Annotated in this window: 27 protein-coding genes and 1 riboswitch; of the genes, 20 read left to right on the top strand and 7 right to left on the bottom strand. The window is 46.5% G+C overall.

What is annotated here, in order from left to right:
• Nucleotides 1-48: 48 nt before the first annotated feature.
• On the top strand, nucleotides 49-348 hold the full coding sequence (locus NFI80_RS09680) for a hypothetical protein (protein WP_254414172.1): 300 nt from the start codon (nucleotides 49-51) through the stop codon (nucleotides 346-348).
• Nucleotides 349-403: 55 nt separating this feature from the next.
• On the opposite strand, the gene NFI80_RS09675 is transcribed toward NFI80_RS09680, so the two are convergent.
• Nucleotides 404-766, bottom strand: a complete 363-nt coding sequence (locus tag NFI80_RS09675) for a hypothetical protein (protein ID WP_235163195.1) — start codon at nucleotides 764-766, stop codon at nucleotides 404-406.
• On the bottom strand, nucleotides 763-966 hold the full coding sequence (locus tag NFI80_RS09670) for a hypothetical protein (protein ID WP_235163196.1): 204 nt from the start codon (nucleotides 964-966) through the stop codon (nucleotides 763-765). Before NFI80_RS09670 ends, NFI80_RS09675 begins: the two co-directional genes overlap by 4 nt.
• A 201-nt stretch (nucleotides 967-1,167) precedes the next feature.
• On the opposite strand from NFI80_RS09670, the gene NFI80_RS09665 reads away from it, so the two are divergent.
• The 10 genes from NFI80_RS09665 to NFI80_RS09620 all read left to right on the top strand — a co-directional run bounded on the left by NFI80_RS09665 (nucleotide 1,168) and on the right by NFI80_RS09620 (nucleotide 13,269).
• The gene (locus NFI80_RS09665; RefSeq protein WP_235161726.1) at nucleotides 1,168-1,686 is read left to right on the top strand and encodes a GFO_1088 family ECF-type sigma factor; all 519 of its coding nucleotides are present in this window, start codon (nucleotides 1,168-1,170) and stop codon (nucleotides 1,684-1,686) included.
• The gene (locus NFI80_RS09660; RefSeq protein ID WP_235163197.1) at nucleotides 1,670-2,443 is read left to right on the top strand and encodes a HEAT repeat domain-containing protein; all 774 of its coding nucleotides are present in this window, start codon (nucleotides 1,670-1,672) and stop codon (nucleotides 2,441-2,443) included. Before NFI80_RS09665 ends, NFI80_RS09660 begins: the two co-directional genes overlap by 17 nt.
• 55 nt (nucleotides 2,444-2,498) lie before the next feature.
• A complete protein-coding gene (locus tag NFI80_RS09655) occupies nucleotides 2,499-3,284 on the top strand; it encodes a DUF4097 family beta strand repeat-containing protein (protein ID WP_235161728.1) in 786 nt (261 codons plus the stop codon).
• A 21-nt stretch (nucleotides 3,285-3,305) separates the two neighbouring features.
• Complete coding sequence (locus NFI80_RS09650) at nucleotides 3,306-4,007, top strand: DUF4097 family beta strand repeat-containing protein (RefSeq protein ID WP_235161729.1); 702 nt, start codon at nucleotides 3,306-3,308, stop codon at nucleotides 4,005-4,007.
• A gap of 273 nt (nucleotides 4,008-4,280) precedes the next feature.
• Nucleotides 4,281-4,490 carry a hypothetical protein gene (locus NFI80_RS09645; RefSeq protein ID WP_235163198.1) on the top strand — a complete coding sequence of 70 codons (210 nt, stop codon included), beginning with the start codon at nucleotides 4,281-4,283 and terminating at the stop codon, nucleotides 4,488-4,490.
• Nucleotides 4,491-4,964: 474 nt separating this feature from the next.
• Nucleotides 4,965-6,275 carry a sensor histidine kinase gene (locus NFI80_RS09640; RefSeq protein WP_235163199.1) on the top strand — a complete coding sequence of 437 codons (1,311 nt, stop codon included), beginning with the start codon at nucleotides 4,965-4,967 and terminating at the stop codon, nucleotides 6,273-6,275.
• Nucleotides 6,276-6,353: 78 nt separating this feature from the next.
• Nucleotides 6,354-7,010, top strand: coding sequence for a response regulator (locus tag NFI80_RS09635; protein WP_235161732.1), 657 nt, complete (start codon nucleotides 6,354-6,356; stop codon nucleotides 7,008-7,010).
• A gap of 428 nt (nucleotides 7,011-7,438) precedes the next feature.
• On the top strand, nucleotides 7,439-10,414 hold the full coding sequence (locus NFI80_RS09630) for a glycosyltransferase family 117 protein (RefSeq protein WP_235163200.1): 2,976 nt from the start codon (nucleotides 7,439-7,441) through the stop codon (nucleotides 10,412-10,414).
• A 91-nt stretch (nucleotides 10,415-10,505) separates the two neighbouring features.
• A complete protein-coding gene (locus NFI80_RS09625; RefSeq protein WP_233796189.1) occupies nucleotides 10,506-12,134 on the top strand; it encodes an alpha-amylase family protein in 1,629 nt (542 codons plus the stop codon).
• A 208-nt stretch (nucleotides 12,135-12,342) separates the two neighbouring features.
• The gene (locus tag NFI80_RS09620) at nucleotides 12,343-13,269 is read left to right on the top strand and encodes a hypothetical protein (RefSeq protein WP_235163201.1); all 927 of its coding nucleotides are present in this window, start codon (nucleotides 12,343-12,345) and stop codon (nucleotides 13,267-13,269) included.
• Here the strand turns inward: NFI80_RS09620 and NFI80_RS09615 are convergent.
• On the bottom strand, nucleotides 13,244-13,651 hold the full coding sequence (locus tag NFI80_RS09615; RefSeq protein WP_235163202.1) for a winged helix-turn-helix transcriptional regulator: 408 nt from the start codon (nucleotides 13,649-13,651) through the stop codon (nucleotides 13,244-13,246). The genes NFI80_RS09620 and NFI80_RS09615 overlap by 26 nt on opposite strands.
• Nucleotides 13,652-13,748: 97 nt before the next feature.
• On the opposite strand from NFI80_RS09615, the gene NFI80_RS09610 reads away from it, so the two are divergent.
• Complete coding sequence (locus NFI80_RS09610) at nucleotides 13,749-14,123, top strand: DoxX family protein (RefSeq protein WP_235163203.1); 375 nt, start codon at nucleotides 13,749-13,751, stop codon at nucleotides 14,121-14,123.
• On the opposite strand, the gene NFI80_RS09605 is transcribed toward NFI80_RS09610, so the two are convergent.
• The 3 genes from NFI80_RS09605 to NFI80_RS09595 form a co-directional block, all read right to left on the bottom strand.
• The gene (locus NFI80_RS09605; RefSeq protein ID WP_235163204.1) at nucleotides 14,120-16,249 is read right to left on the bottom strand and encodes an outer membrane protein assembly factor BamB family protein; all 2,130 of its coding nucleotides are present in this window, start codon (nucleotides 16,247-16,249) and stop codon (nucleotides 14,120-14,122) included. The genes NFI80_RS09610 and NFI80_RS09605 overlap by 4 nt on opposite strands.
• 33 nt (nucleotides 16,250-16,282) lie before the next feature.
• Nucleotides 16,283-17,059: a DUF899 domain-containing protein gene (locus NFI80_RS09600; RefSeq protein WP_233796194.1), complete on the bottom strand. Its 777-nt coding sequence runs from the start codon at nucleotides 17,057-17,059 to the stop codon at nucleotides 16,283-16,285.
• Between the two features lie 286 nt (nucleotides 17,060-17,345).
• The gene (locus tag NFI80_RS09595; RefSeq protein WP_235161736.1) at nucleotides 17,346-17,879 is read right to left on the bottom strand and encodes a hypothetical protein; all 534 of its coding nucleotides are present in this window, start codon (nucleotides 17,877-17,879) and stop codon (nucleotides 17,346-17,348) included.
• Between the two features lie 142 nt (nucleotides 17,880-18,021).
• Between NFI80_RS09595 and NFI80_RS09590 the strand changes: the two genes are divergently transcribed.
• The 8 genes from NFI80_RS09590 to NFI80_RS09555 all read left to right on the top strand — a co-directional run bounded on the left by NFI80_RS09590 (nucleotide 18,022) and on the right by NFI80_RS09555 (nucleotide 25,587).
• Entirely contained in the window at nucleotides 18,022-18,228 is a 207-nt protein-coding gene (locus tag NFI80_RS09590) for a hypothetical protein (protein ID WP_235161737.1), read from the top strand.
• A gap of 177 nt (nucleotides 18,229-18,405) precedes the next feature.
• Complete coding sequence (locus tag NFI80_RS09585; protein ID WP_235163205.1) at nucleotides 18,406-20,652, top strand: M1 family aminopeptidase; 2,247 nt, start codon at nucleotides 18,406-18,408, stop codon at nucleotides 20,650-20,652.
• A gap of 53 nt (nucleotides 20,653-20,705) precedes the next feature.
• Nucleotides 20,706-21,575, top strand: a complete 870-nt coding sequence (locus NFI80_RS09580; protein ID WP_235161740.1) for a ThuA domain-containing protein — start codon at nucleotides 20,706-20,708, stop codon at nucleotides 21,573-21,575.
• 82 nt (nucleotides 21,576-21,657) lie between these two features.
• On the top strand, nucleotides 21,658-21,891 hold the full coding sequence (locus NFI80_RS09575) for a type II toxin-antitoxin system Phd/YefM family antitoxin (protein WP_235161741.1): 234 nt from the start codon (nucleotides 21,658-21,660) through the stop codon (nucleotides 21,889-21,891).
• A complete protein-coding gene (locus NFI80_RS09570; protein WP_235161742.1) occupies nucleotides 21,888-22,286 on the top strand; it encodes a type II toxin-antitoxin system VapC family toxin in 399 nt (132 codons plus the stop codon). Before NFI80_RS09575 ends, NFI80_RS09570 begins: the two co-directional genes overlap by 4 nt.
• 44 nt (nucleotides 22,287-22,330) lie before the next feature.
• Nucleotides 22,331-23,755, top strand: a complete 1,425-nt coding sequence (locus NFI80_RS09565) for a sulfatase (protein WP_235161743.1) — start codon at nucleotides 22,331-22,333, stop codon at nucleotides 23,753-23,755.
• A 99-nt stretch (nucleotides 23,756-23,854) separates the two neighbouring features.
• Nucleotides 23,855-23,948: riboswitch (SAM riboswitch) on the top strand.
• Nucleotides 23,949-24,116: 168 nt separating this feature from the next.
• A complete protein-coding gene (locus tag NFI80_RS09560; RefSeq protein WP_235163206.1) occupies nucleotides 24,117-25,292 on the top strand; it encodes a cysteine desulfurase family protein in 1,176 nt (391 codons plus the stop codon).
• A gap of 43 nt (nucleotides 25,293-25,335) precedes the next feature.
• Nucleotides 25,336-25,587: a hypothetical protein gene (locus NFI80_RS09555; protein WP_235163207.1), complete on the top strand. Its 252-nt coding sequence runs from the start codon at nucleotides 25,336-25,338 to the stop codon at nucleotides 25,585-25,587.
• Between the two features lie 22 nt (nucleotides 25,588-25,609).
• Here NFI80_RS09555 and NFI80_RS09550 read toward each other — a convergent pair whose 3' ends face one another.
• Nucleotides 25,610-26,557, bottom strand: a complete 948-nt coding sequence (locus NFI80_RS09550; RefSeq protein ID WP_235163208.1) for an EamA family transporter — start codon at nucleotides 26,555-26,557, stop codon at nucleotides 25,610-25,612.
• Nucleotides 26,558-26,565: the final 8 nt, after the last annotated feature.

Below are 26,565 nucleotides of genomic sequence, written 5' to 3'. Positions count from 1 at the left end.
TGGAATCTTTAAATGATTGAAAAAATGGTCGTCGAAGGTGATAATCAAATGAAAGCTATGCCAGATCTGGCGCAAGAAATCGAGCGGCTGCTCGCAGGGGCAGATGCTGCCATTAAGGAAGCCACTAATTACCTGATCAGTCAGGGTGAAGTTGTTGACCTGGCTGAATGGGTGACAATCAAGGAATATTGTCACCGTTTTCAGGTTAAGAATGTGGAAACGGTTGTAAACTGGATCAACCGCGGCATTATCCCCGCAGAAAATGTGCGAACGATAGAAGAATTCAATAACACCCGCCTCATCAAAGCAGTCCCATTCAAGAAAACCGCCGCAACACTCCGTTCATAGTTTCCTGGTGCAGTAAGTCAGGATTGAGCGACTGAAAAGCTGCCTGATGCGGAGATTAAAACCGGGCGTTGAGATCTTTTATACGCCTTTCTATGAGAACTTTGCGCATATCGGCCATCTCTTTGTCGATCTGCTTTGATTCAATTTCATCGCATTCCGGATCTGTTTTTCTTAGCTTTAATTCTTTCACAAAGCGATTGACACGGTTTTGAAAGTAAGCAAATGAAATTTCGCATGCTACGACCGCATAAACCAGATGAAGCAAATACCCGAACAATGGACTTAAAGATACCAGCCAATCCTTGTAGATGGGATCACTGACCTTATTGGCAATGCTGGTCAAAACAAAAGTGATTCCTGTAACCTTGACAGCCTGTCTTTTTGGGGCATTGCCGGATTGAGAAGTAACACTGGTCATGAATTAAGCACATCCAGTAGTTTTTCCGCAAAACCAGGAGTAGGGTGGGCTCCCATTTTTATGGATTTTCCGGTTCTTTTGTTGGTTACAGTTAGATCTGCATTAGTAATCAGCTTGTAAAAAAGCTTCGCAGTTTTGTAAACCACCGCCCCAACTGCTGTGATGATGACGATAGAAGATAAAATGTTTAGTGCTTCCATATAGCCTTATTCCGTGTGTATTTTAGTGAGCTTCAAATCTAAAAAATGTTTTTTGATCTCATCCAAGTGCAAACGTTTAATATTAGAAAAAGTCCAGATACAGCTTACTGGAAGCAAACACAAAACAATTTTAAGCCTGATTGAAAAATAATTTTCCCCCAACCTGTAACGAAGCGCTGGCTTGGTCGTCTTTGTATGTGAATGGATTTACAAGCCTTTAACCAACGCATCCTTCCCGTGCAGGGACGCCTTTTCAGATTGGCGCAAATGTTTCTTCGCAACCGCGAGGAAGCGGAAGATGCCATTCAGGATGTGTTGCTGAGGTTGTGGACGAACAGGCAGCAGCTGGAAACGTATCATAGTGTCGAAGCACTGGCTGTGCAGATGACGAAAAACCTCTGTATGGACAGGCTCAAATCGCATCATAAGCAGAAAATGCAAAACGGTGCAGACGTTACCAGCGTGCAGGCAGCGGAATTGTCGCCGCACCGGCAACTGGAAAACAGCGACAGCGCCGCGCTCATCCACAAGCTCATCGGCGAGCTGCCCGAACAGCACAAACTAGTGCTGCATTTGCGCGACGTGGAAGAATATTCATTCGAGGAGATTGAGCAGGTTACGGGATTGAGCAATGCGAACATTCGTACAATCCTTTCGAGGGCGAGGCAGAAGCTTCGGGAGAATTATCTTAAAGCAAACGATTATGGATCAGGATATTGAGAAACTACTAGAGAAATATTACGAAGGCGAAACGACCATTGAAGAAGAAAAGGAAATTAAACGCTTTTTCCAAAATGGTGACGTTCCAGAACATTTAATGAGCCACGCAGCACAGTTTGGTTACTTTGTTGAGGCAAGAAACGAACATCCGTCGCTGACATTCGGCAGTGAATTATTAATGTTGCTTGATCCGCCGAAACAAAGTCCGGTGCGCACTTTTGGTCGCTGGCTGGTAAGGATTGCTGCCGGGCTGGCGCTGTTGATCGTCGGGTTTTTGGGAGGACGTGCATTTCAGGAGCGCGATGGTGCGGAGATTCCATTGTTAGCTTCAAAAGAGTCGGTGTCGCAGCTGGAAATGAAAAATGTGCTGGCTTTTGAAAAAATGAATTCCACATCGGCCAGTGAACGCATTCAGGCTGTGAATCAAAGCTATGCGCTTTCAAACCTGGATAAGGACATTACGCAGCTGCTGATTAATACACTCAATTTCGATCCGAATGTTAATGTCAGGCTTGCAGCTTGTCAGGCATTGCAACGGTTTGATAATGAGGATAATGTAGCGGAAGCGCTGATGCATTCCCTGGCTATTCAAACCGATCCCAACATTCAGATTATGCTGATCGAAATCCTTGTTTCAACCAAAGAAAAGCGGGCGGTTGAACCATTTCAGCAACTGGCCAGAAACGAGGAAGTGTTGGAAGTGGTCCGGCTTAAAGCGCAGCAGGGAGTCAGCGAGCTTATCGCTGCGGACGTTTAAGTGCTTCTGAAAAGAGATTACGCTTTTTTATTCCATTTATATTTCAATTAAAACCATGAAAAAAATACTTTTAATAAGTATGGGTTGCTTGCTGTGCCTTGCCGAATCCATAGCTCAGACGCCAGAATACAAAGCCAAGCTGGCCAACTCGAAAGATAAAAAGGTAACTATCGAAATGGCTGCCAGTCAGGTGAAGATCGAAGGATATGCGGGCGATGAAATTGTGATCCAGACGACTTCGGGTTATGAAGCGCCGCCAGAGCGGGCAAAGGGTTTGAAACCATTGTATTATGCCGGTGTAGACAACACGGGAATGGGCCTTTCGGTTACGACGGATGCGAGCGGGATCAAAGTGGAGAAAGTGACGCGCAAGGAGGCCAAATACACGATCCGTATACCCAGGCAGGTTTCGGTGCTTTTTCAGGAAGTGAACTGGCAGGGCGGATCCAAGATCGCGATCAGCAATATGGATGGAGATCTTGAAATTAAAACCAATGGTGCCAACATTCAGCTGACCAGTGTTACCGGGCCGGTGGTGGCCAACACGACAAGTGGTGACGTGGACGTCGTTTTTTCCGCACTAAACCAGACAAAGCCGACCGCAATCTCGTCCATCAGCGGCGAAGTGGATGTGACATTGCCTGCAACCGCAAAGTCGACAATGAAGCTGCGGTCCATTAACGGTGAAATGTACACAGATTTTGATCTAGGCACCAGAAACACCAAAGACGGGCTTTCCAAAGTGGGCGGTGGAAGCAACATAGAAGGCTCGACAAACGGCGGCGGGGTTGAAATGCAGCTCAATACGATCAGCGGTAATATCTACATCAGGAAAAAATAACCACCTTGGCCATATAATGTTATGAAAAACAGACTTTTAATAATCGTTTTAGCATTGCTCGCAGGACCTTTATCTGCCCAGAAAATCATTGAAAAAAAGTTGCCTTACAAGGAAGGGCAAACCGCGAACCTGAACTTGAAGTTTGCCGACAGCATTCAGGTCCGCTATTGGGACAAACAGGAAGTTTACGTGAAAATCCGGGCGGTCATCAATAACAATCAGTTAAACGACGCACTGCTCGTAACCGACCGCGCAACGTCCGATGAAGTGATTGTAGAGGTTGGATTTGATGATAAACTGCTCCGACAGGGCAAAGCGGAAGATTGTCCCGGAAACAATCGGAGCTCATGGAATGATAAGGATGGAAAGCAGCGATACTATTTGTGCAAAGAAATAAATTACCAGGTGTTTCTGCCGCGTAATGCCAAGCTCAAACTGGAAACGATCGACGGGAATATCGACATTCAGGGCGCTACTACAACCGTTCATGCGAAAACGATCAGCGGATTTGTGGATATGAGCTGGCCAAAATCCAAGGGGATAAGTGTTGCCTTGAAAACCATAACCGGAGAAGTCTATTCCGATTTTGACATTGATTTTAAAAACAAAAAAGAGAAAAACCCGATCGTGGGTTATTTGCTGGAAGGCACACTGAATGGCGGAGGGCCGGAGGTGAAGCTGGAATCGATCAGTAACGATGTGTATCTGCGGAGTAAAGAATAGTTTTTCAATATTTGTTAGCCATGAACAGTAAGGGCTGTACGCATTGCGTATAGCCCTTATCGCATAAATAGGGACTGGCATTACGGGGCCGGTTGAGTAAGCTGTAAAGAGGGTTTCCCCGCCAAAATCACGCTACACCCTGAAAAAACAAGGGATCACCCCAAAAATAAAATTGCGAAAAAATGAATAATTATAATTGTATTCGAATAAAGGAAGAGTCTGCCTGTTTCAGACTTAATTTAAACACATTATCATTATTAATTAACATTGCACATGAGAACGCAGAGTCAGTATTTGGAAGAGATTAACCGGTTACTTGCCGATTATCTCAAGGAAATTGAAAATTCAGATTTGAAACCTTTGTCTGCACAGGTCTACCAGGTTCAATCAAAGAATTTTGTAAGATGGATCAATGGTGAGTTTACGCCAGGGGAAGTGAAAAAATCCAAAAGACAGGCACAGGAAAGAGCCGGGGGAAACTAGCACTTCCGACGATTACTTGAATTTAAGTCGTTCCTCTGTTACAATCAAAAAAGTAAGCACATTACCTGCTCTCGTTCCTCTGCTTAACTTCTCCCGGTTCTCAACGCCGTATCATAATAAACAAAACACCTTCACGGCAGGACCGGAAGGTGTAAGATATACTCAACGTTTATAACGTATTTCATTACGTTCATTCTTGGGTGATTCTTTCTGCCAATAACACAAGCCATTTCAAAAGAAAGAATAAACAAATTTACAATGTCAAAGCAATATTGGTTGTAGATAGCTGTGAATTCTCTTGTAGCGATTTCTCTACATTGCCGGTGACATTTATTTATATAGATTTGGTTTTTATTTCAGGTATCCTCCCTCTTTCAAAATTCGTTGCAACCCATTATTATTGTTTCGGAGCCGTAAGATTTCCTTCGTCCGATTGTTCAAAGTATATTATTTCGGGAGAGTACTGAATGTTACATGAATTTATCTTTTATTGATTGGCCCGTTCAAAAACAGCTGGCTGGGGAAACAAATGCTCTTAATATTGCACGCATCAAAGTGTTATCGTTATCGCTCCATTTGAGATTGATCACGACCACTATACTGCTTGTATTTTACATTCTTGAAAATCACGCTGTCCAAACCAAACGGATCGGGCTGTTGATGGTCGTTGTGATCCTCTATTATGTCGTTCTGCGTTTGGGGCTGAAATGGAAAAAGGCCATTCACATGGCTATTTTGATCTTCCTGGTCATTATTTGGTCCAATCTGTTTTTTTATAAAGAGGGTTTCCATGTGGTCACGCTCCAATATGTGGTGATCATCAGCATTTACGCGTTCTATGGCCTGGGTAATAAATGGGGGCTCTTTTATTCGCTGGTCGCTATTTTACCCTTTTTCATTTATATGTATCTGGAACATCAGCTTGGGGCTGCCATTCCGTGGGGGCCGATGGGCGTCAGTAAAATGACAGTTGCGATCCTGTTACTGCATAACTTCTTCTTTCTTTTTCTGATCAACTATTACTTTTTCAACTCCTTTTACTCGACCATCTCCGCGCTGGATGCCCGGACAACGGAGCTTACATCGAGTTTATCTTATTTGGAAGAATCGCAGCGCAAGCTTGAATCCGAGTTTAGCCACCAGAAATTGTTGCTGGCCAGTATTTCGCATGATATTAAAAGCCCGCTCCGCTTCCTGATGGCAACCACCGGTCGCCTGGCAAAAAGCAACCCCGACTTGCCTACGATCCGCGCTATAAGCCAGTCGAGTTACCGGCTTTATCATTTTATGAAAAACCTGCTGGAATACACGCAGTTTCGTTACAGGAATACGCGTGTGACTTTCAATTATCTGGACGTGCACGAACTGGTTGACCAGAAGTTTGCCATTTTTATGGCCGAAGCGGAAAGCAGCGGCAATGAATTTATCAATACGGTTTCGCAAGGCGTGATCCTGAAAAGCAATTTGCAATTGCTTAGCATCGTGCTTCATAACCTGATCGACAATGCAAACAAAGTGACCAGCAGAGGCACCATTGAAGTAACACATATAGATTATCGTGATTCGCTTCACCTCATCGTGAAGGACACCGGGCCCGGAATGGAGCCCGCCATCATCCGGTGGATCAATAGCGATGAGAAAGTGCCCGGCGCCGGACTGGATCCCGATAGCTTTGGAATGGGGCTCGTGATTGTAAAGGAAGTAAGCGCATTGATTAACGCGCGCCTGCTGGCCGAATCCGAGAAAACACAAGGCGCCTCGATCCACATCATTTTCCAGAAATGACGCTTTCGTAGCCTGACTTCTACGTATTATTCCTTGATATTAAACTACTTTTAGAGGAAATAAGAAATAACAGTGTTGATGAAAACGATTTTGTTAGTAGAGGATCATTCAATAGTGCGGATGGGCGTGAAGTTGCTGATTGAGGACGTTATACCAGCTGTGGTTATTATAGAAGCAGCCAGTTTTAGTGAAACACTTAGAGTGCTGCAAACCAGGCATTTTGACCTGGTGATACTGGATATCCGGATTCCCGGCGGCGAGGCTTTCAATATGATCCCGAGGATCAGGGCTGTGCAGGAAAATGTTAAAATCCTGGTTTTCTCCTCCCAGGAGGAAGAATTGTACGCGCTGCACTATGTGAAGGCAGGCGCAAACGGATTCCTGCCCAAAGACACAAGCAATGAAGAGCTGGAACGCGCTGTATCTTCGGTGTTGAATGGCGGCACATACATAAGCAATGTTGTTCAGCAGCAGTTGGTTAACAACACATTAGTCGATAGAGAAAGCCGCGAAAGTCCCTTGGAGATCCTTTCTAACCGTGAACTCGAAATCATGGATATGCTCCTCACCGGAAAGTGGACAAAAGACATTGCCATCGAACTGAACATCAAAGAGAGCACGGTAAGCACCTACAAGGCCAGGATCTTCGAAAAGCTCGAAGTGACCAATGTTCTCGAACTATTCAAAAAAGTGGAAATCTACAAAAAGCACAACTCCGGCTTTCATCATTCCTAGTTTGTCGAATATTGGCTACAATGTGTCAATATATTCGCACAAGTAGTTTTTGACCGTGTGAATTGCACTAATTCAACAATAATTATATTTACAGAAAGATGGCCATCAGGTCATTTGAGTAACCCTATCAGAAAATTATTGTAGAGAGAAGAAGAAGATGGCCAGACTTATACAATTCGAAATGAACTCCCGCGCTCTGCCTTTCATCGGGGCCCTTGTTTTTACTATCACCGCCGGATCGCTGCTTTGGCTTTCCGCTATTTATGCACTTTATCAGATTTTAGGCAGATAGTCACTGACCAGTCGTCATGTTAAATTAAGTTAAATAGTTGATTCTGAGACGTTCGCTTAACTTTTTTTAAGAGTTAGCCGGATATCGCTTCAAAGCGCTTTCCATAGCTTTGGGCACAGAAAAAACGGAACTTAACATGACACTTTTCAAAAAATGGAACAAAATTACGGGCTGGGCAGTCTTCTCAACTGCATTCCTGACTTACGTGCTCACTATGGAGCGTACGGCAAGTTTTTGGGATTGCGGTGAATTCATTGCAGCAGCTTTTAAATTACAGGTGCCCCATCCGCCGGGAGCACCTTTTTTTCTGCTCATCGGCCGGCTTTTCTCCTTGCTGGCGCTTGGCGATGTGACGCGTGTAGCGTACTGGGTTAATATGGTTTCGGTGCTCAGCAGTGCCTTTACCATTCTCTTTTTGTTCTGGACCATTACATTACTGGTTCGCAAATTTATTGGTAAAACGGCAGAACAGCTCAGCCAATCCGAGGCAGTACTCGTCATTTTTTCCGGCCTTACCGGCGCCCTTGCATACGCCTGGTCGGACTCATTCTGGTTTTCAGCAGCTGAGGCTGAGGTTTATGGGATGTCATCTTTTTTTACGGCCATTGTGATCTGGGCCGTGTTCAAGTGGGAGGAAACGCAAGACGCATCCACGGCAAACCGCTGGCTAATCCTGATTGCGTATCTCATTGGTATTTCCATCGGTGTGCATTTGCTCAATCTGGTCACGATTCCGGCCCTGGCTTTGGTTTATTATTTCAAAACATATCGCAAACCGACCGTTATAGGCCGGATTCTGGCATTTGGCGGTGGATTGGTTGTATTAGCGATCATTAACTCCGGCATTATTCCTGGCCTGCCGGATCTGGCGGGGAAGTTTGAGATCTTTTTTGTCAATACGCTGGGCCTTCCGTTCAACTCCGGAATCGTCTTTTTCGTCGTGCTATTTCTGGGAACATTAAGCTGGTCGGTGCGCTACGCGCACAAGAGAGGGAAGGTGCTGCTGAACACTGCTTTGTTGTCATTGGTTTTTGTGCTCATTGGCTATTCGTCTTATCTGATGGTGCTGGTGCGTTCGGAATTTAATCCGCCTATTAATGAGAACAATCCAAGCGACGTGCTGCGTTTTGTTTCTTATTTAAAAAGGGAACAATATGAAAGCAGACCACTCTTATGGGGGCCGTCCTTCACTTCAAAGCCCGTCAGCCAGGAGCGGGGAGCGCCGGTTTACCGCAAGAAAGATGGCAAATATGTCATCATTGATTACCGGCCGGTTTACAAATATGCGCCAGGCAGTAACATTCTTTTTCCACGTATGTACAGCGCGCAGCCGGGCCACCCGCAGCTTTACCAGCAGATGACAGGCCTGGCGGAAGGGCAGCAGCCGACCATGACGCACAACTTGCGTTACCTGTTCTCACACCAGATGGGGCATATGTACTGGCGTTACTTTCTCTGGAACTTTGCCGGGCGTGAAAGCGATAAGGAAGGAGCGGGGACGGTGATGCCCTGGCAACCTGCGAGCAAATTTCCTTCTTCCATTGCCACAAACAGGGGCCATAACAACTTTTACGTGCTGCCGTTTTTGCTGGGCATTGCAGGCCTCGTCTGGATGTACGGGAAACGCCGGAACGAGTTGCTGGTGCTCGGCTTGCTATTCGTTCTTACGGGAGTAGGGCTTGTTGTTTATCTCAATTTGCCGCCCGCAGAACCGCGGGAGCGCGATTACATTTACGTAGGCTCGTTTTACATTTTCTGCATCTGGATCGGGTTCGGCGTAATGGCTGTTGCAGGTCTTTTACAAAAATTAATTAAAACACCTAAGCTTAGAACTGCGCTGGCAGTGTCTGCGAGCCTGTCGGTGCCGGTGATTATGCTGGCGAGAGGATGGGACAATCACGACCGGAGCGACCGATATCATTCTGTGGACTTTGCCAGAAATTTGCTGAATTCGTGTGCGCCTTATGCGATCCTTTTCACAGGAGGCGATAACGACACATTTCCATTGTGGTATTTGCAGGAAGTGGAGGGCGTTCGCACGGACGTGCGTGTATGTGTGCAGACATTCCTGGGTATAGACTGGTACGTTGAGCAGCTGAGACGCAAAACCAACCTTTCGGAAGCCTTGCCACTCTCGCTGGATCTTGATGATTATGCAACCGGGAAGAATGAATTCGTGCCCTTTTACGAAATCCCGGCCGTCCGGAACGGCATTAACCTGAAAGAATATCTTGATTTGATTAATCAGGAAAATAAGGCGATCCAGGTTCCGCTGACGAGCGGCGATATGACCTCAATTTTACCTTCTTCCACACTTTTCTTACCCGTGGATGCGCAAAAGGTCCGGTCCATGAACATTGTCAAAAATGATTTGCTGCCTATGCTCACCGACTCTATGAGCTGGAACATTGGAACCAATGATCTTTACAAAAGCGACCTCGTGATGCTGGACATTATCGCGACCAACAACTGGAAGCGGCCCGTCTATTTTTCATCCACAATGGGCACCACGCACAATCTGGGTTTACAGGAATATTTGCAGCTCGAAGGTTACACTTACAGACTACTACCAGTCCGCGTACAGGGCGCTTCGGATGGGTATGTCAACTCTGAAATTATGTATGATAACATGCTGAAAAAAATGCAGTGGCGTTCGCTGAATAACCCCAAAGTGTATCATGATGACACCTATCGCGGCTCGCCCGTTGCTACGGCCAGGATCTCGTTCCTACGCCTTGCAGGCCAGCTGATCGCCGAAAATGACTTAGTAAAAGCGAAGGAGGTGGTGAACACGGCCATGACTGTAATGCCCGACGACACCATTCCGTTTGACCAGTTTTCGGTTGGTTTTGTGGGCATGCTGTTTGATGTCGGTGAGGACAAAAAAGCGTTGGATTCCGCCCGCGTTATGGCACTCCGATCGGACGAAAATCTTACCTGGGCCAGGGAGAACGGCGGCACCAGGAACCGAGATGTGAATGTGGATCTTTATGTGCTGCAAACCATTGTTCAGGAATGCAAACGCGCGAAAAAGGATGCCGAAGCAGACAAGTATGAGGCTATTTTCAGGAAACATTTACTAGCGTTTAATATGTATAGCGGAGGCAATTAGCACGTTGGTGCCATACGTGCAATGCCATGAGACGCAGGTTTCATGGCATTGCTTTTTTACGGTTTTTGTAAAATCAACAAACCTCAAACCTATGCTCGAAGACCTTTGGTATAAAAACGCGGTGATTTACAGCCTCGACCTCGAAACATTCATGGATGCAAATGGTGACGGAACGGGCGATTTTGAAGGACTTTGCAACCGGCTCGATTATCTGCATGCATTAGGGTTAGACACGATCTGGCTGGCACCTTTTCAACCCACTCCCAACCGTGACAATGGTTACGATATCAGCGACTTCTACGGCGTTGATCCGCGCCACGGTTCCAGCGGCGACTTTGTTAGCTTCATTCATAAGGCCCGTAAACTGGGCATAAAGGTCATTATCGATCTTGTTGTAAACCACACTTCCGACGAGCACCGATGGTTCAAGGAAGCACGGTCTTCAAAGGATAGTCCAAAAAGGGACTGGTATGTATGGTCGGAGAAGAGGCCGGCAGACTGGAACAAAGGCATGGTTTTTCCGGGTGTACAAAAGGCCACCTGGACAAAGGACAAGGAGTCAAAAGAGTATTATTTTCACCGTTTCTACGAATTCCAGCCCGACCTGAACACGGACAATCCCGAGGTAAGGGAAGAAATAAACAAGATTATGGGCTACTGGCTCGAACTCGGGATCGCAGGATTCCGTGTGGATGCCGTGCCATTTATACTCGAATCGAGCACTTCCAAGAAGGGTGGTGAACCCGCATTGCATTTTGAATACCTGAAAGAAATGCGCAAGTTTCTGCAATGGCGTAAAGGCGACGCGGTGCTTTTGGGCGAGGCGAATGTGTTACCAAATGAAAGCAAAAAGTACTTTGGGGAAGACGGTGACGGCATTCATTTAATGTTTAACTTTTTTGTAAACCAATATACATTCTACGCCCTGGCCACTGCCGACACGCGTCCGCTGATCAAGGCGCTGGAAGCGACAAGGGACATTCCCGGCACCAGCCAGTGGGCGCATTTCCTCCGCAACCACGACGAGCTGGACCTGGGCAGGCTGACCGAGGAAGAGCGGCAGACTGTTTTCGAAAGGTTTGGTCCTGAAAAACATATGCAACTTTATGACCGGGGCATCCGGCGCAGGCTTTCGCCTATGCTCGGCAGCAGGCAGCAAACAGAACTGGCTTACAGCCTCATGTTCTCATTGCCGGGGACGCCGGTTATCCGCTATGGTGATGAAATTGGCATGGGTGACAACCTCGAACTGGAAGAACGCGACGCCGTCAGGACGCCAATGCAATGGACGGGCGAAAAACAAGGTGGTTTTTCACAAGCGGAGACATTGGTGCATCCGGTGGTTGAGGAAGGTTACTATGCTTATGATCACGTGAATGTCGAGAATCAGCGGCGCGAACCCAGTTCCCTGCTGAACTGGATGACTTCCCTGATAAGGATGCGGAAAGAATGTCCGGAAATTGGTTACGGCAACTGGGAAATTATGGATACGGGTCAAAATCAAATCCTGGGCATGCGTTACACCTGGAAAAACAAGATCCTGCTCATATGGCATAATTTCCAGGAAAAATCGTTGGAATTGGTCGTTCCTGAGGAAATGGCAGGGGCCACACGAATCGCGGACCTGATGAGCAACATTGAAAGTGTAACAGACAAAAAGGGAAGGCATACGATCACCTTAGAGGCTTATGGTTACCGCTGGTTTCGAGCAGTTCCGTAATGCAGACTCAGCCATTTGATAAATTTGCGATCCGTTCAGGAATGCCGCAAATGTTCACACTGGCTTAATATTCAAATACTTAAAATTGCATTGCACAGCGTTGCCTGTCACAGGTCTGCGGATTTTTGTGACTGGTAACGCTTTAACCTTTCACTCGAAATATTATATTGCGGCTGAAAAACAACTCAACGATTCTTTTTTACTACACATGCTTTTAAAACAGACTCTGACCATACGGGTGTGTTCCCTATTGATGGCCTGCATCACAGCGCAAACGACAATTGCACAAAATACGCTTGAATTTGTACAGGATGGCGTTAATAACAGTTACCGGCCGCCCGTCCCCAAAGGCCCGACCTCCATTCCGCAAACACTCTCTTTTTTTGTCAACAACAACGGCAGCAAGGACGAAGGCATTTATTTCCAAAAACCCCAATCCGACCTTACCGTCACATTCAGTTTCGATGATCAGCCTTACATTACTGTTCCCCAGCACGTGACGGGAATGACATTCGGGGCGGCTTCGGGCGCGAGTGCCACGCAGGTGAAATCTGTTCCGGTGGTCAATAGCAATTATTATTTTGAGGATTCTACGCGAACGCTTTTTACGTCGCATCCGAAGGGAGAAGCGGGGCGCGGGGTGAATTTATACACCAATGTAGGAGTGCAGGTTTTTTTGTCGGCAAAACCATTGCAGGCTGCGAATGCTTCTACTGCCGATACAAGCCGTTATTATTACGGCAAACTGCGTTTGCAGTTCAGCAGGCCGGTCAATAATCCGGTGATCACATTGGCAGGGTTAGGTGCAACGACCAATTTTGCCAATAAGCGACTCGGTTTTACCACAGAGCTGGAACTTCAAACGCCCGGCAGAACGCTAGTCAAACTTTCGGGGAGTAAGGAGCTAATCCTGGATGATTCCAAAACGAAAATTTTACATACCAAATCCACTATAACCGGCAACTGCGGCAATGGTGCCGCTTGCGGAAGCCTAATGGTTACCGGCTCAGATGTTACCAGCCTGGTTTTTGCCGTATATCTTCGAACCGATGGCGGCCCGGGTGTTTGGGGCACGCCGAAGGTGACAAATTCGGGAGACATGTGGCACATTACAGTATCGCTTCCTGAGCAATAGGCTTTGTAGTCTGCATATCATCCTCGCGTATTTTAATCCGGTGCATTTCGCCCCATTCCACGAGTGCTCCCATCACGCTGTCCAGGGTGCGGCTATATGGTGTAAGCTTATATTCCACAACAACCGGCGTGTCTGTAAAAACGTTTCTGGTTAAAAATCCGTTGATTTCCAGTTCTTTAAGTTCATTGGAAAGGACACGCGGCGAAATTCCCGGCAGCATGCGCTGCAATTCATTGAACCGCGAGCCGCCTTCTGTCAGCGCCACGATGATCCGCAGCCGCCATTTTCCGCCAATCACATAAAGCGCATCTCCGATTGCGCCTAATTTGCTGTTACATTCTGCACCGGAATGTGGTCTTGAAAATCCGTTTAATTGATCCATAATTGCTGACACTAACCAAAAGGATACTGCTAACCTTTTGTATACTACTATATATTGGTAAGTAAAGGTATCTATTTTTGCTGAAAATAAAATAATTATGAAAGCAAAGAGAATTACCACGATTGGCGTAACGATAGTCGCCAGCGCGCTTGTCGTCATGAGCGGGGTCATGAAATTATCAGGAAGCGAAGAGGTTGTCAGCACGTTAGCGAAGGTTGGTGTAGGCGATTATCGCGTTCCGCTCGGGTTGATGGAAATCGGCTTTGCCGCATTATTTATTTACCCGAAAACAATGAAGATTGGCTTTATTCTGCTATCCTGCTACTTTGCCGGGGCCCTGGCCACCGAACTGTCTCACGGGACACCATTCAATGCATTGCTTCCGATGATTTTAATCTGGATTGCGGCATTCCTGCGCGATAGCAGCATTTTTCTGCCAGGTTCGCATGCTGAAAAAGCTGCCTGGTATTAAGGTAACGCGAACGCCATGATAGAACCAGAAGGGTTTTCCTTCGTCCCGCCTACCGATAATGCAACATATTGCTTGCCCTTATGCATGTAAGTGCAGGCCGTTGCATTGGCGACGCCGGGCAGGAGGGTTTCCCAAAGGATCTTTCCGGTTTTCTTGTCAATCGCGCGGAGCTTTTTATCATTAGTGCCGCTGATGAAAATGAGCCCGCCTGCCGTTACGATAGGTCCCGCAGAGCCTTCCTGTCCCGTTTCAGGTGCATCCTTAGCGCGAAGCCGTTCGTTATTTCCGAGCGGGATTTGCCATTCGTAATCTCCGGTTGTGAGATTAATCGCATTCAATGTGCCCCATGGCGGGCGGAGCGCTGGATTGCCGTCCGGATCACGGAAATGTCCGTATGCAGTCAGGTTGAGATATTTGTCAGCCCCGGCTTTGGTCTGACCGGTTTCCATTTTACTGACTTTGCCAGAGTTTTGTTCGCGTTCATAAAGGAAGGCAATGATTCCCTTTTCCTTACCTTTCACTACGCTGGCGAAAGCAGGCATCTTTCCTCCGCCTTTTTTGATCTTATCTAATGCTGCCTCCCGAGTCATCCGGTTCTTCAGTCCGATCAGGGAGGGATAATTCGGTTCGTCGCCGTTTTTGTCTTTGCCATGACATGCCACGCAGTAAGTCATATAAACGGATTTCCCTTGTTCGTAAACCGTCTGATCCCTGGCTTCCTTTTCTTCTTCCACCTTCTTCATCGACTGGATTTCGGGTGAATCATTTGATTTGACAAAAAGAACAGAGGTCGACGGGTCATATGCCGCTCCGCCCCATTCTGCACCGCCCCGGCTGCCGGGTAGCATTAATGTGCCTTTCAGGTCGGGTGGGGTGAAAAGTCCTTCATATCGCATGGACCTGAATTTTTTGAGAACAGAATCCCGGCCAGCATCTGAATAGTGCGTCAGATCAGCTTCGGTCATCCATTGTCTTGCAAATGGTTTGGGTTTGAGCGGAAATGGCTGGGTAGGCGACGCCTCTTCACCGGGAATGCGGGAAGCCGGCACTTTTCGCTCCTCGATCGGGAAGAGTGGCTCACCGGTTTCTCTGTTAAAGACAAAAAGAAATCCGTGCTTGGTAACCTGGGCAACTGCATCCACATTTTTGCCAGCCCGCGCTATGGTTACGAGATTGGGCGGAGCCGGCAGATCATAATCCCAAAGATCGTGATGCACAAGCTGATAATGCCAAATGTATTTGCCCGTTGCAGCATCGAGCGCCACAACGCTGTTGCCATATAAGTTGTCTCCTTTCCGGTCGGCCCCATAGAAATCGTAGCTGGGGGAGCCCAATGCGAGAAAAACAATGCCTCGTTTCATGTCCAGGCTCATTCCTGCCCAATCATTCACGCCACCTGCATATTTATAAGCGTCCTTCGGCCAGGTTTCATAGCCAGGCTCTCCCGGCAGCGGAATGGTGTGAAAGGTCCATTCCAATTTGCCCGTCACGCAATTGTAGGCGCGGATATAGCCGGGCTGTGCACCATACAGTTCCGACACTTCTGCACCCATAATGAGCAGGTCGTTGTACACAATTCCCGGACTGGTAGGAATCACAGAAATCGTTTCCGGGTCGTCCCTAAGGCCTACATTCATGCTCACTTTGCCTTCTTTCCCAAATGTTGGGATAGGCCTTCCTGTTTGCGCATTTAATGCGAAAAGTATATCTCCGCCGGTGAGCAGTATTCGTTTGTCATCGCCATTTTCCCAATAGGTAACACCACGGCTCACGCCGCCACCTTCGGCCCCATCAAAGGGGTCAAAGGACCAAAGTTGTTTTCCTGTTCCTGCGTCCACAGCGTACACGAGGTGTTTTGCTGAGGTTGCGTACATGACGCCATCTATAATAATGGGGTTGCATTCGCTATTTGCGGGTCTGGATCCTGGCTTCATATCACTCAATCCGAAGGTCCAGGCGGGTTGCAGCTGATGTACATTGGCTGTATTGATCTGAGTGAGCGGCGCGTAACTCGTGCTTTCGGCATCGGCCTTATAGATAGCCCAGGTGCGGTCATCGTCTTTCGTTTGATAAGCTGCAAAGGCTGCGAAAGCGATAACAGGCAGTAGTAAGGTGAGTTTTCGCATGCACACTTAAATAATTTCAACCCTATCAATGTATTAATGGCAGCAGGAATTATTATCCTTTTTGTAATCATCATATTTATCGTGATGCCGCATCCAATCCATGGCGCCTTCTTCATTTCTGCCTTTTGGAGTAATGTCAAGAAAATTATGGGCACCTACCAGAATATCGCCACCGCGGGCATAGCTGGAATATGTGTGATAAATCTTGCCCGATTTATCCTTAAAAAACACACTTGTCCCCGGAGACTCCGTGCCGTCATCGTGTTTTAAATCTTCATAATTGTAATAAATCGACCCGTTATTGAGCTGTTCCTGGGTAAAGGAAACAAAGTAATCATAATTGAAATCGCTGCCGAAGGAAGAAACCCATTCGAACTTCCATTCCATACGGTGTTTAAAAGGTAATAATTCCTGCAACGGAGCACGGGAAACGACTACAACTGAAATATCATGATGGGCAAGGTGCAGGTTAGCGCCATCAATATGGTCGGCCAGGAACGAGCAGCCAGGGCAACCTTCTTTGTCGCCGGGCGCAAACATGAAGTGGTAAATGATCAGCTGACTTTTACCATCAAAGAGGTCGGACAGCGTTTTCCGGCCCTGCTCGCTCTCAAATATATAGTGCTTATTAACTTCAACCCACGGCAATTGACGGCGCTGACGGGCCAGCTCATCATTCAGCCGTGTAAGTTCTTTTTCTTTTTTGAGCAGGTGTTTCCGCGCTTCAATCCATTTTTCCTGCGATACAATGTGATGGTTATCAGTGCTTTCCATCGCGATAGCAGCTGAGAATTTGTTCTGTTTTTCCATGTGTATATGATTGTTGTTTACAAACTTCCCCAATAATTGGGTAAAAAAGGGTGTGTAAAAACGTCGAATCCGGGGGGCGTTTGGGACAGAAAAACGTGGAGCCGGATTCAGGGGGGTAATTTGGGGAAGTTTGCTTAAACATGTGCCGCATTGGTATGATTCTTTTTACTTACCAGTTACAATTGCATAAAACAATCAAAATTCATCACTAAAAACTAATTGACATGAAAGCTTTAAAGTTAAACATACTAGGAATTGCATTATTAGGGTCAACAGCAGTATTTGCTCAAACGACAACACCATCAAGCGGTTCATCATCAAGCACTACGCCATCCAGCACGACGCAACCGTCGACCACGCCGGGCAGCTCGTCGACACAGCCAAGAACGGTTCCCGGCAGCACAACGCAACCATCAACTTTACCGGGATCGAGCCAGCCGGGTTCTACGACACAGCCTCGCTCGTCAACCCAGTCAGGTACGACGACGCAGCCGTCGACAACCACATCTGGTTCTACAACCAGGCCATCATCAGTTCCCCCGGGAACTGTGCCCGACAGAACTACACAGCCATCTAGCACTGTGCCAGGATCATCCACAACACCGGGTTCATCCACCACACAGCCATCGACAACAATTCCTGGAAGCGCAACGCAGCCATCATCAGGTACAACGCCAAACAGCAATGTACCAGCGTCAAGCATTCCTAACAATACGACACAACCTTCAACTGTTCCGCAGGGTACAACTATCCCATCATCAACAGTGCCGGGAAGTACTACCACGCCATCGTCATCATCGACAGTTCCAGGTAGCAGCACTTCAAGACCATCAACTCCTCAGAAATAATAGCTGAGAAATAGTACGGTTTTGATATAAACGGCCCGCCCATCGGCGGGCTGTTTTGTTATATATAGAATCTGGTACGGGAATTTATAAACGTCACTAAAAAAACAGAACATTATGCCAAATATCAAAAATCTGGATCCTTCGGGATCTGTTAAGTCGGGAGTTACGCTTTCTGTATCCAACGTTGCATCTGAGGATGAAGCGATCCTGGCTGTCGAGAATTATTTGCGGGTCAATAAAAGCGAAGGACTTGAAATGTCGCTGCCCGAAAAAGGCGATGACGGAGTTTATACAATTCAATTGATTGACGCATTGGATTAGCGGCCTAAGCACCCTCCTCTGCTGCGTACTTGTTGTTCCAGGCGCAGCTTCTTACCGTTAGAAAAATCATATGGTCGCTGGGTAAACCGTTTCTCGTTAACAGCATCCTTTTACTCATTTTAGCGAAAAGTTTCAATGTGTCATTTTTACGTACATTGATTAACCAACCCCGCTAATATGAGATTAATTCTGCTATTATTTATAATGATTGCCTTTGTGCATGTACAAGCGCAGTTCGCTCCGAATTATCAGGAAGAAATAGAGCGCATTTCTCAAATGGAGCAGAAAGGCTTTCAGCGCAGACGGAATGGCGACTTAGCCAATGCCCGAACAAGCGCTTCACAGAATTTCGACGTCAAGTACTATCGTTGCGAATGGGAAGTGGATCCTGCTGTCCGTTATATCAAAGGTGTCGTTACTACTCATTTTGTGATGACGAGTTCAGGGAATTCCATCACACTTGATCTTGCTAATGAACATATAATCAGCTCGGTAACGCGGAATAATGTTGCATTATCATTTACGCATATGAATGGCGCTGTAACAGTTTCTTTCCCGGTTCCCATTGCAGGCGGGGTAAAAGATTCGATCAGCATTTCTTATGGTGGCGTTCCAACGACGGCATTTAGTCCTTTCACCACTGCTACGCATGGTCCCAATCAGGACCCTGCCATGTGGACATTGAGTGAGCCTTTCGGTGCGAAAGACTGGTGGCCCTGTAAAAACGGGCTTGACGATAAGGCAGATTCAATCGACGTCTACATTAAACATCCGGCCATATATAAGGCCGCTTCGAACGGACTATTGAAGTCCGAAACGCCGGTTGCAGGTTCGGGGGTTATCACGCATTGGAAGCATCGTTATCCTATTGCCAGCTACCTGGTTTATTTTGCTGTTTCCAACTATAATGTATTGAATAACAGCGTGGACATCAATGGTACGGCTGTTCCGATGCAGACTTATTGTTATCCCGAGAATCAGGCAACATTTGCGACCGGTGCTCAAAATGCTATGAATGCGATGGTTCAATTCAGCAATTTGCTGGGCGATTATCCATTCAAGAAAGAAAAATATGGGCACGTGCAATTTGCATATGGTGGCGGAATGGAGCATCAGACGTGTTCTTTTATGGTGAATATGGGTGAAAACCTCATCGCCCATGAACTTGCGCATCATTGGTTTGGGGATAAAATCACCTGCGGCAATTGGGAACATATCTGGTTGAATGAAGGCTTCGCTACCCACATGGCCAGCATTTACATTGAAAATAAATTTCCGGCAAACGCAACTGTCTACCGAAATGCACAGATCAATGCCATCACCGCTGATTCCGGCGGGTCGGTAAGGGTAGATGATGTGAACAATCCGAACCGGATTTTCAGCCAGCGATTGAGTTACTACAAAGGCTCGCACCTGCTATATATGCTCCGGTGGATTTTAAGTGATGCAGTGTTTTTCTCAGGAGTTAAGAATTATCTGCAAGATCCCGCCCTGGCCTACGGCTTCGCTACGACCAATGATCTTAAAAGCCACCTGGAAGCCGTGAGCGGAAAGGACCTGACTTACTTTTTCGACCAGTGGTTCATTGGTGAAGGATATCCGTCTTATAAAGTGCAGTGGTTTCCTGAGGGCAATAATGTCCAGATCAAGGTCAGCCAGACGACTTCCCATGCTTCTGTTGGGTTTTTCAAATTGCCGTTGCCTATTTTGTTTCAAAACACTGGAACCGGTCAGCAAAAGTTGGTGGTCGTGGATCACACCACAAACGATCAGGTCTTTTTGGAAAACCTGGGCTTCGAACCCAACCTTGTCACATTCGATCCCGAAAAATGGCTGATTTCAAAGAATAATGTCATCACAAAATCGTCGGACCCACTTCCGGTCACTTTCGAGACTGTTAAGGTCCAATGTCTGGGCGATCAGCCACAACTCATCTGGACCACTTCCGAGGAATTAAATGCTGACCATTTCGAGATCCAGAAAAGCAGCAATGCGGTGAACTGGTCAAAAATCGGATCGGTGGAAGCGGCCGGGAACAGCACTGATTTGAAACATTATACATACACAGACTACACGACCCAGGCAAATGGAGATTATTACCGCATTGCCGAGCAAGACATGGATGGGAAGGTTCAGTATTCGAGAATTTTGCGGAACACTTGCGGAACGCTGCAAAAATCAGATCTGATTATTTCTCCGAATCCGGTTGCAGACTTGCTGCATTTCAGAACGAACGGGGAAAATCGGGGCGGGATGAATGTTTCGATTTACAATGCAGACGGCCATCTAGAGCGATTGGAACATGTTTCCCAGACAAATAGCAATTCCATCAACGTTTCGGCAATGCAGCACGGAGTGTACATTTTGCAGGTCGAAGATGTTGTCAGTAAAAGCATTAAGGCGGTAAGATTCATGAAGGAATAATGCGTATGGCGTGATTTTTTACCAGCTGCATTTACAACCGACTATATACGAGGATGAAGCGGATACTCAAAATCACATTATTACTGGCTCTTGTGAGTGGTCACATTTTCGCCCAAAAAATTGTCTTTATCGCCGGGCCTGACAGCCATGGGAAAGGAGAGCATGAACACCAGGGCGGAAGCACATTGCTTGTGAAATCCATCCAGGAAGGATTACCGGGCGTGAATGCTGTGTTGCTGCAAAGCGGTTGGCCAAAGGACAGCGCGGTACTAAATGATGCTGATGCAATTGTGATCTATGCGGATGGGGGAGGCGATCACCTGTTGATTCCGCATCTGGCAGAAATGGACCGGTTGACGAAGAAAGGAATTGGGTTAGTAATGCTGCATTTCTCGCTTGAAGTGCCGGCGGGAGAGGTTGGAAATCACGTTAGGGATTGGATAGGAGGTTATTTCGAGATAAATTGGTCGGTGAATCCGGTCTGGGAAGCCGCGTTTTCCACTTTTCCCGACCATCCTATTGCTAATGGCGTAAAGCCATTTTCCATCACGGACGAGTGGTATTATCACATGCGTTTTGCTGATGGGATGGAAAATATTACTCCGATTTTACAGGCCTTACCGCCAGAATCTACGTTAAAAGGAAAGGACGGAACGCACTCTAATAACCCTGGCGTCCGCGAAGCAGTGCTTACCAAAAAAGAGCTGCAACCTGTGGCCTGGGCATTGGAACGGCCAGACGGTGGTCGCGGGTTTGGGTTTTCAGGTGGGCATATGCACAAGAACTGGGGCAATGATAATTTCAGAAAAATAGTCCTGAATGCTATTGCCTGGACTGCCAAAGCCAAGATCCCGGAACAAGGAATCCCCTCAGCAACGCCCACGGAAGCAGCGTTGAATGCGTTAACAAAAAAGTTAGACTGATACAAATTCAAAGCTCAACGCTCATACATAAGCAACTTGACAACTTGACAAATAAACTTTATATTTGATTAAAAAGCTGACTATGAAAACAATGACTGTTGGCGAATTCAAAACACATTTTTCCCAGGTCCTGAAAGACGTCGAAAAGGGAGAAAAGATTGGTATTACTTACGGTAGAAGTAAGGAAGTGAAGGCGCTGCTAGTGCCGAATGAAAAATTGAAAGAACCCAGAAAGTTGGGAATTTTGGCTGATAAAGGGAAAGTCGTCTTTAAAGATGATTTTAAGATGTCAGAAGAGGAGTTTCTTAACTTATGAGATATTTATTAGATACACACGCTTTAATTTGGGCAATCACTGAGCCAGAAAAACTTTCAGAAAGCGTAAGAGAGATATTAACAACCCCGGAGTCTGTTGTTGTGGTTAGTACTATCAGTTTTTGGGAAATAGCGCTCAAATTTTCATTAGGCAAGCTTGATATCAATTCCCTTAATCCGGAAGACTTTCACAAAGCCAGTGAAGAGCTGGGATTTGGGATTCTGGATTTGGTTGCTGAAACGAGCAGTTCATATTATCAGCTTACAGCCACCTACCACAAAGACCCGTTCGACAGAATGCTCATATGGCAGGCGCTTTGCCATAGGTATACATTGATCAGCGATGATGAAAACATTCGTAAATATGCTTCGGATGGATTGAAAGTCGTTTGGTGAGGATACACTGGGCGTAAAGCAAGTTTAAACTAAACCTACAACCGATGATAAAAAGATATTTCGTTTCCGCATTTTTTGTCTGCTCATTTTCCGGGTGTATTGTTAAAAAAAGTTACGCCGCAGAAGACGAAAAAGGCAAGGCAGAAAAGAAGTTGAATGTTCTTTTTATCGCAGTTGATGATTTAAACACAGATTTAGGTTGTTATGGAAACAAATTTGTCAAAACGCCAAACATTGACCGCCTGGCTAAACGCGGGGTGAAATTTGACAAAGCTTACACTCAATTCCCACTTTGCAGCCCGAGTCGCTCTTCGCTGCTAACTGGCCAGCGGCCTGATGTTACCAAGGTCTACGAACTGCAAACACACTTCCGTAAGAATCTTCCCAACGTGGTGACATTGCCGCAGCTATTTAAGAACAATGAATATTACAGCGCCCGGGTCGGGAAAATCTATCATTATGGCGTTCCGGGCCAGATCGGGACAGACGGCCTGGACGATCCTATTTCCTGGGATCGCAAAGTCAATCCAAAAGGGCGTGACAAAACCGAAGAATCACTAGTCAAAAATCTTACGCCGGACCAAGGCTTGGGCAGCGCACTTGCCTGGCATGCAAGCGAGGGAGCGGATGAAGAGCAGACAGACGGAATGGTCGCCAGCGAGGCTATCAAATTATTGAAGGAAAAGAAGGCCGGGCCATTTTTCCTGGCAGTTGGTTTTTATCGCCCGCACTCCCCTTACGTAGCGCCAAAAAAATATTTTGACCAATATCCACTGGCATCAATCCCGCTTCCGAAAGAAATTCAAAATGACCTTGACGACGTTCCGGAAGCAGCAATTTCCACCAAACCGGCACATTTAGGCCTTTCAGTAGCGCAAAGAAAAGAGGCGTTGCGGGCCTATTATGCGTCAATTTCATTCATGGATGCGCAAGTAGGAAGGGTGCTGGACGAACTGGACCGGTTGAAACTGACCAATAAAACGATCATCGTTTTGTGGAGCGATCACGGTTATAATGTAGGCCAGCACGGCCAGTGGATGAAGCAAAGCCTTTTCGAAAATGCTGCGCACGTTCCATTAATCATCTCAGTGCCTGGCGGAACCGCAGGAAAGGCATCGGGCAGGACGGTGGAATTACTGGACATTTACCCAACATTGGCTGAGCTTTGCGGACTGATGCCTACCCAAAAACTCGGCGGCAAAAGTCTGACATCATTACTCAAAAACCCGGACGGCATTTGGGATAAAGCTGCTTACACCCAAGTTCGGCGGAATAAAATTACTGGTCGCAGCGTAAGAACGGAGCGCTTCCGTTACACGGAATGGGATGGAGGAAAAGCCGGCGTGGAATTATACGACCACCAAAAAGACCCCAACGAATTCACAAACCTCGCCAAAGAAAGCACCTACATTATCACGGTCAATGAACTAGCCATGCTCCTCCAAAAAGGCTATCCGGAAACCAAATAAACGGCGGGTAATCTGCGCATCAAGAATTTTCTCAAAGAAATTTTTCGCTCTTTTTGGATCTTTAAAATCTTTATTACATCTTTGTCTATCGAATTAGTAGATTTATAAAGAAGGAAGGGAGAGGTTAGGCTCTATGATCTTCTGGCAACCTATGACTTTTTAAGGTGCCCCAACCTAATTCTAATGATAAATCTGAGAATCCAACCACCGGAGTAACAGAGTACAATCGAGTTAAGGAAAGCCAGAGGCTTGTCCGTGTATGTTCGTTACGGTTTCGTTTTTGGCGGAATTGTTACGATTATCCAGGCAAGGTGCGGCATTTGGAATCAATAAACTGATAACATTTAACACTTAGATCAACATGGAAATTTATTGTGATAACGCCGCCACAACTGCACTGGATCCGGAAGTGATTGAAGCGATCCTTCCATTTTTTGCCGCCAGCTTCGGCAACCCGTCGTCCACTCACTGGGCAGGACGGAAGGTGAAAGATGCGATAGAAGATTCGCGGAAGCTGGTTGCGAAGGTTTTAAATGCTTCTGCGGAAGAAATATATTTTACGTCCGGAGCCACCGAGGCCATCAACCTCGCCATATCCGGTGCGATTGCGAAATATGACATTAGCCATGTCGTGACAAGTAAAATTGAACACAAGGCCGTTTTGCAAACCATTCTCCAACATGAAAAATCGGGTGATATCGAAACGAGTTTTGTGCAGTTGGATGAGCGCGGCAATGTTGATCTTTACCATCTTGAAAACCTTTTAAGAGCCAATCCACAGACATTGATCTGCCTGATGCACGGCAATAATGAAATTGGAAACCTGACAGATATCCACGCGATAAGTAAACTTGCTCAACGTTATGATTCCATTTTTTTTACGGACACCACCCAGACAATCGGGAAGCAATGGATCGATCTGACCCAGACGCCTATCGATTTTCTGGTGGGTTCCGCCCACAAATTCCATGGACCGAAAGGCGCCGGATTTATCTATATCAATAAAAAACACCGCATTCATGCGCAAATTTTTGGCGGAGGCCAGGAAAAAGGACAGCGTGGAGGGACAGAAAATGTGACTGGCATTGTAGGGCTTGCCAAAGCGCTCGAGGTGGCATACCGCGACCTGGACAGCAACCATTCCGTAGTCAGCAAGTTGAAGCAATATATGGTCTCCAAACTGGCGATCAGTGGTGTGTACGGCATTTGTTATAATGGCGAAAGTCACTCTCTTGAAAACAGCATGGTGAACATCCTGAACGTTTCATTCCCATGTTTGGCTGCGGGCAGTTTGGTTAAAAGTCTTGATAATCTGGGCATTGCAGTTTCCGGCGGCAGCGCTTGTTCCAGTCAGGGCAGCTCGCACGTGATCAGCGCGCTTCCTTGTCAGAAGGATAAAGAAAATGTCCGTTTCTCGTTTAGCAAATTCAACACATTCGATGAGATTGATCACATTGTGCAGGCCGTTGTGAACATTTATAATGCCGATCCTGCATCACGCGGCCAGTCACGTTTCCGTCTGGAATTAACGCATTGAGCCGGAGGTTCTTCAATTATTAGCCACGATAAAAAATACTAAAATGAGCAAAATTTTCTTTCTCAAAATCATTTACAGAAGTGCTGTAAGTCTCCATAAGATCACATCCATCGTTGAATCGTTTAATGGTGCGAGGATCAAACACCTTAACTTTATCAGCAAGGGAAGGGTTTTCGTAGGCGTCATTGCCTTCGAAGCTTCGCAACTTATTGATTTTGAACGTATCTTTAATTTGATCAAAAGAAACAGGGACATTTCGGAGGTGGAGCAGATCACAGAAGCTTCCTTGTGTTAACTGCTCATATTCCTCCAAGAGATCAATAAGCGGATACGACTTGTTTTGGCTTGCGATATTTGTGCAGATTGATCAGCAACACGCTGCCGAGAATGATGACCAGCCCGACTATTTGCAGGACAGAAATAGATTCGTTTGCAAAAAATATCCCCAAAAGGACTGCTACGACGGGATTTACATAGGCATAAGTGCTAACCTTGGTTGCTGGCTGGACTTTCAGCAGCCAGACGTATGCTCCAAAACCGGCAATCGACCCAAAAACAATCAGATATAACGTTGATAGCCAGGCTTCCATCGGAATGGATGCAAGATTCAGGGTCGCCAGTTCGCCCGAAATAATGCTGCCTGGGAGGAAGGCAAATCCGGCTGCCAGCATTTGCCAGGTTGAATTGACACTTGCGGAGTCGGTGCCTGACTTGTATTTAGAAAACAAAGAACCACCAGCCCAGGCCATGGAGCCAAAAACGACGAGCGCCATCGCGAACAGATCGCGCGAACTGTTCATGGACGACATCGAAATCATTATTTTTTCACTGAATAACAGCACTACCCCGGCAAAACCGATCAACAGACCTACAATAGTCGATTTGTTGCTAAGATTTTCAGACCATTTCGGTTTATCCAGGACGATAAACCAGAGTGGAGATGAGGAAATCATAATGGCGACCATTGCGCTGGGAAGAAACTGCTCAACCCATATCACAATGCCATTGCCGATAAAAAGCAACAAAAGTCCGGTAATGATCGCAGGTTCGATCGCTTTGAGCGAGAACACGTTTTCACCTTGTGCAACACTCCACGCCAGCATAATAAGCCCGGCAATAATGAAGCGGAAAGCGCCCAGGAAAAACGGCGGAAAACCTTCCAGCGCCCGCTGAATGAAGAAGTAAGTCGATCCCCATACGATGTAAACGGTGGCAAAAGCCAATACCACCATAAGGGTGGAAGGTGCTTTACTTTGTGCTTGCATGATCTTTT

It is taken from the genome of Dyadobacter chenhuakuii, assembly GCF_023821985.2.
GTDB lineage: Bacteria > Bacteroidota > Bacteroidia > Cytophagales > Spirosomataceae > Dyadobacter > Dyadobacter chenhuakuii.
Note: the sequence above shows the minus strand (reverse complement) of the source record. Positions and strands in the feature narration are given on the sequence as shown.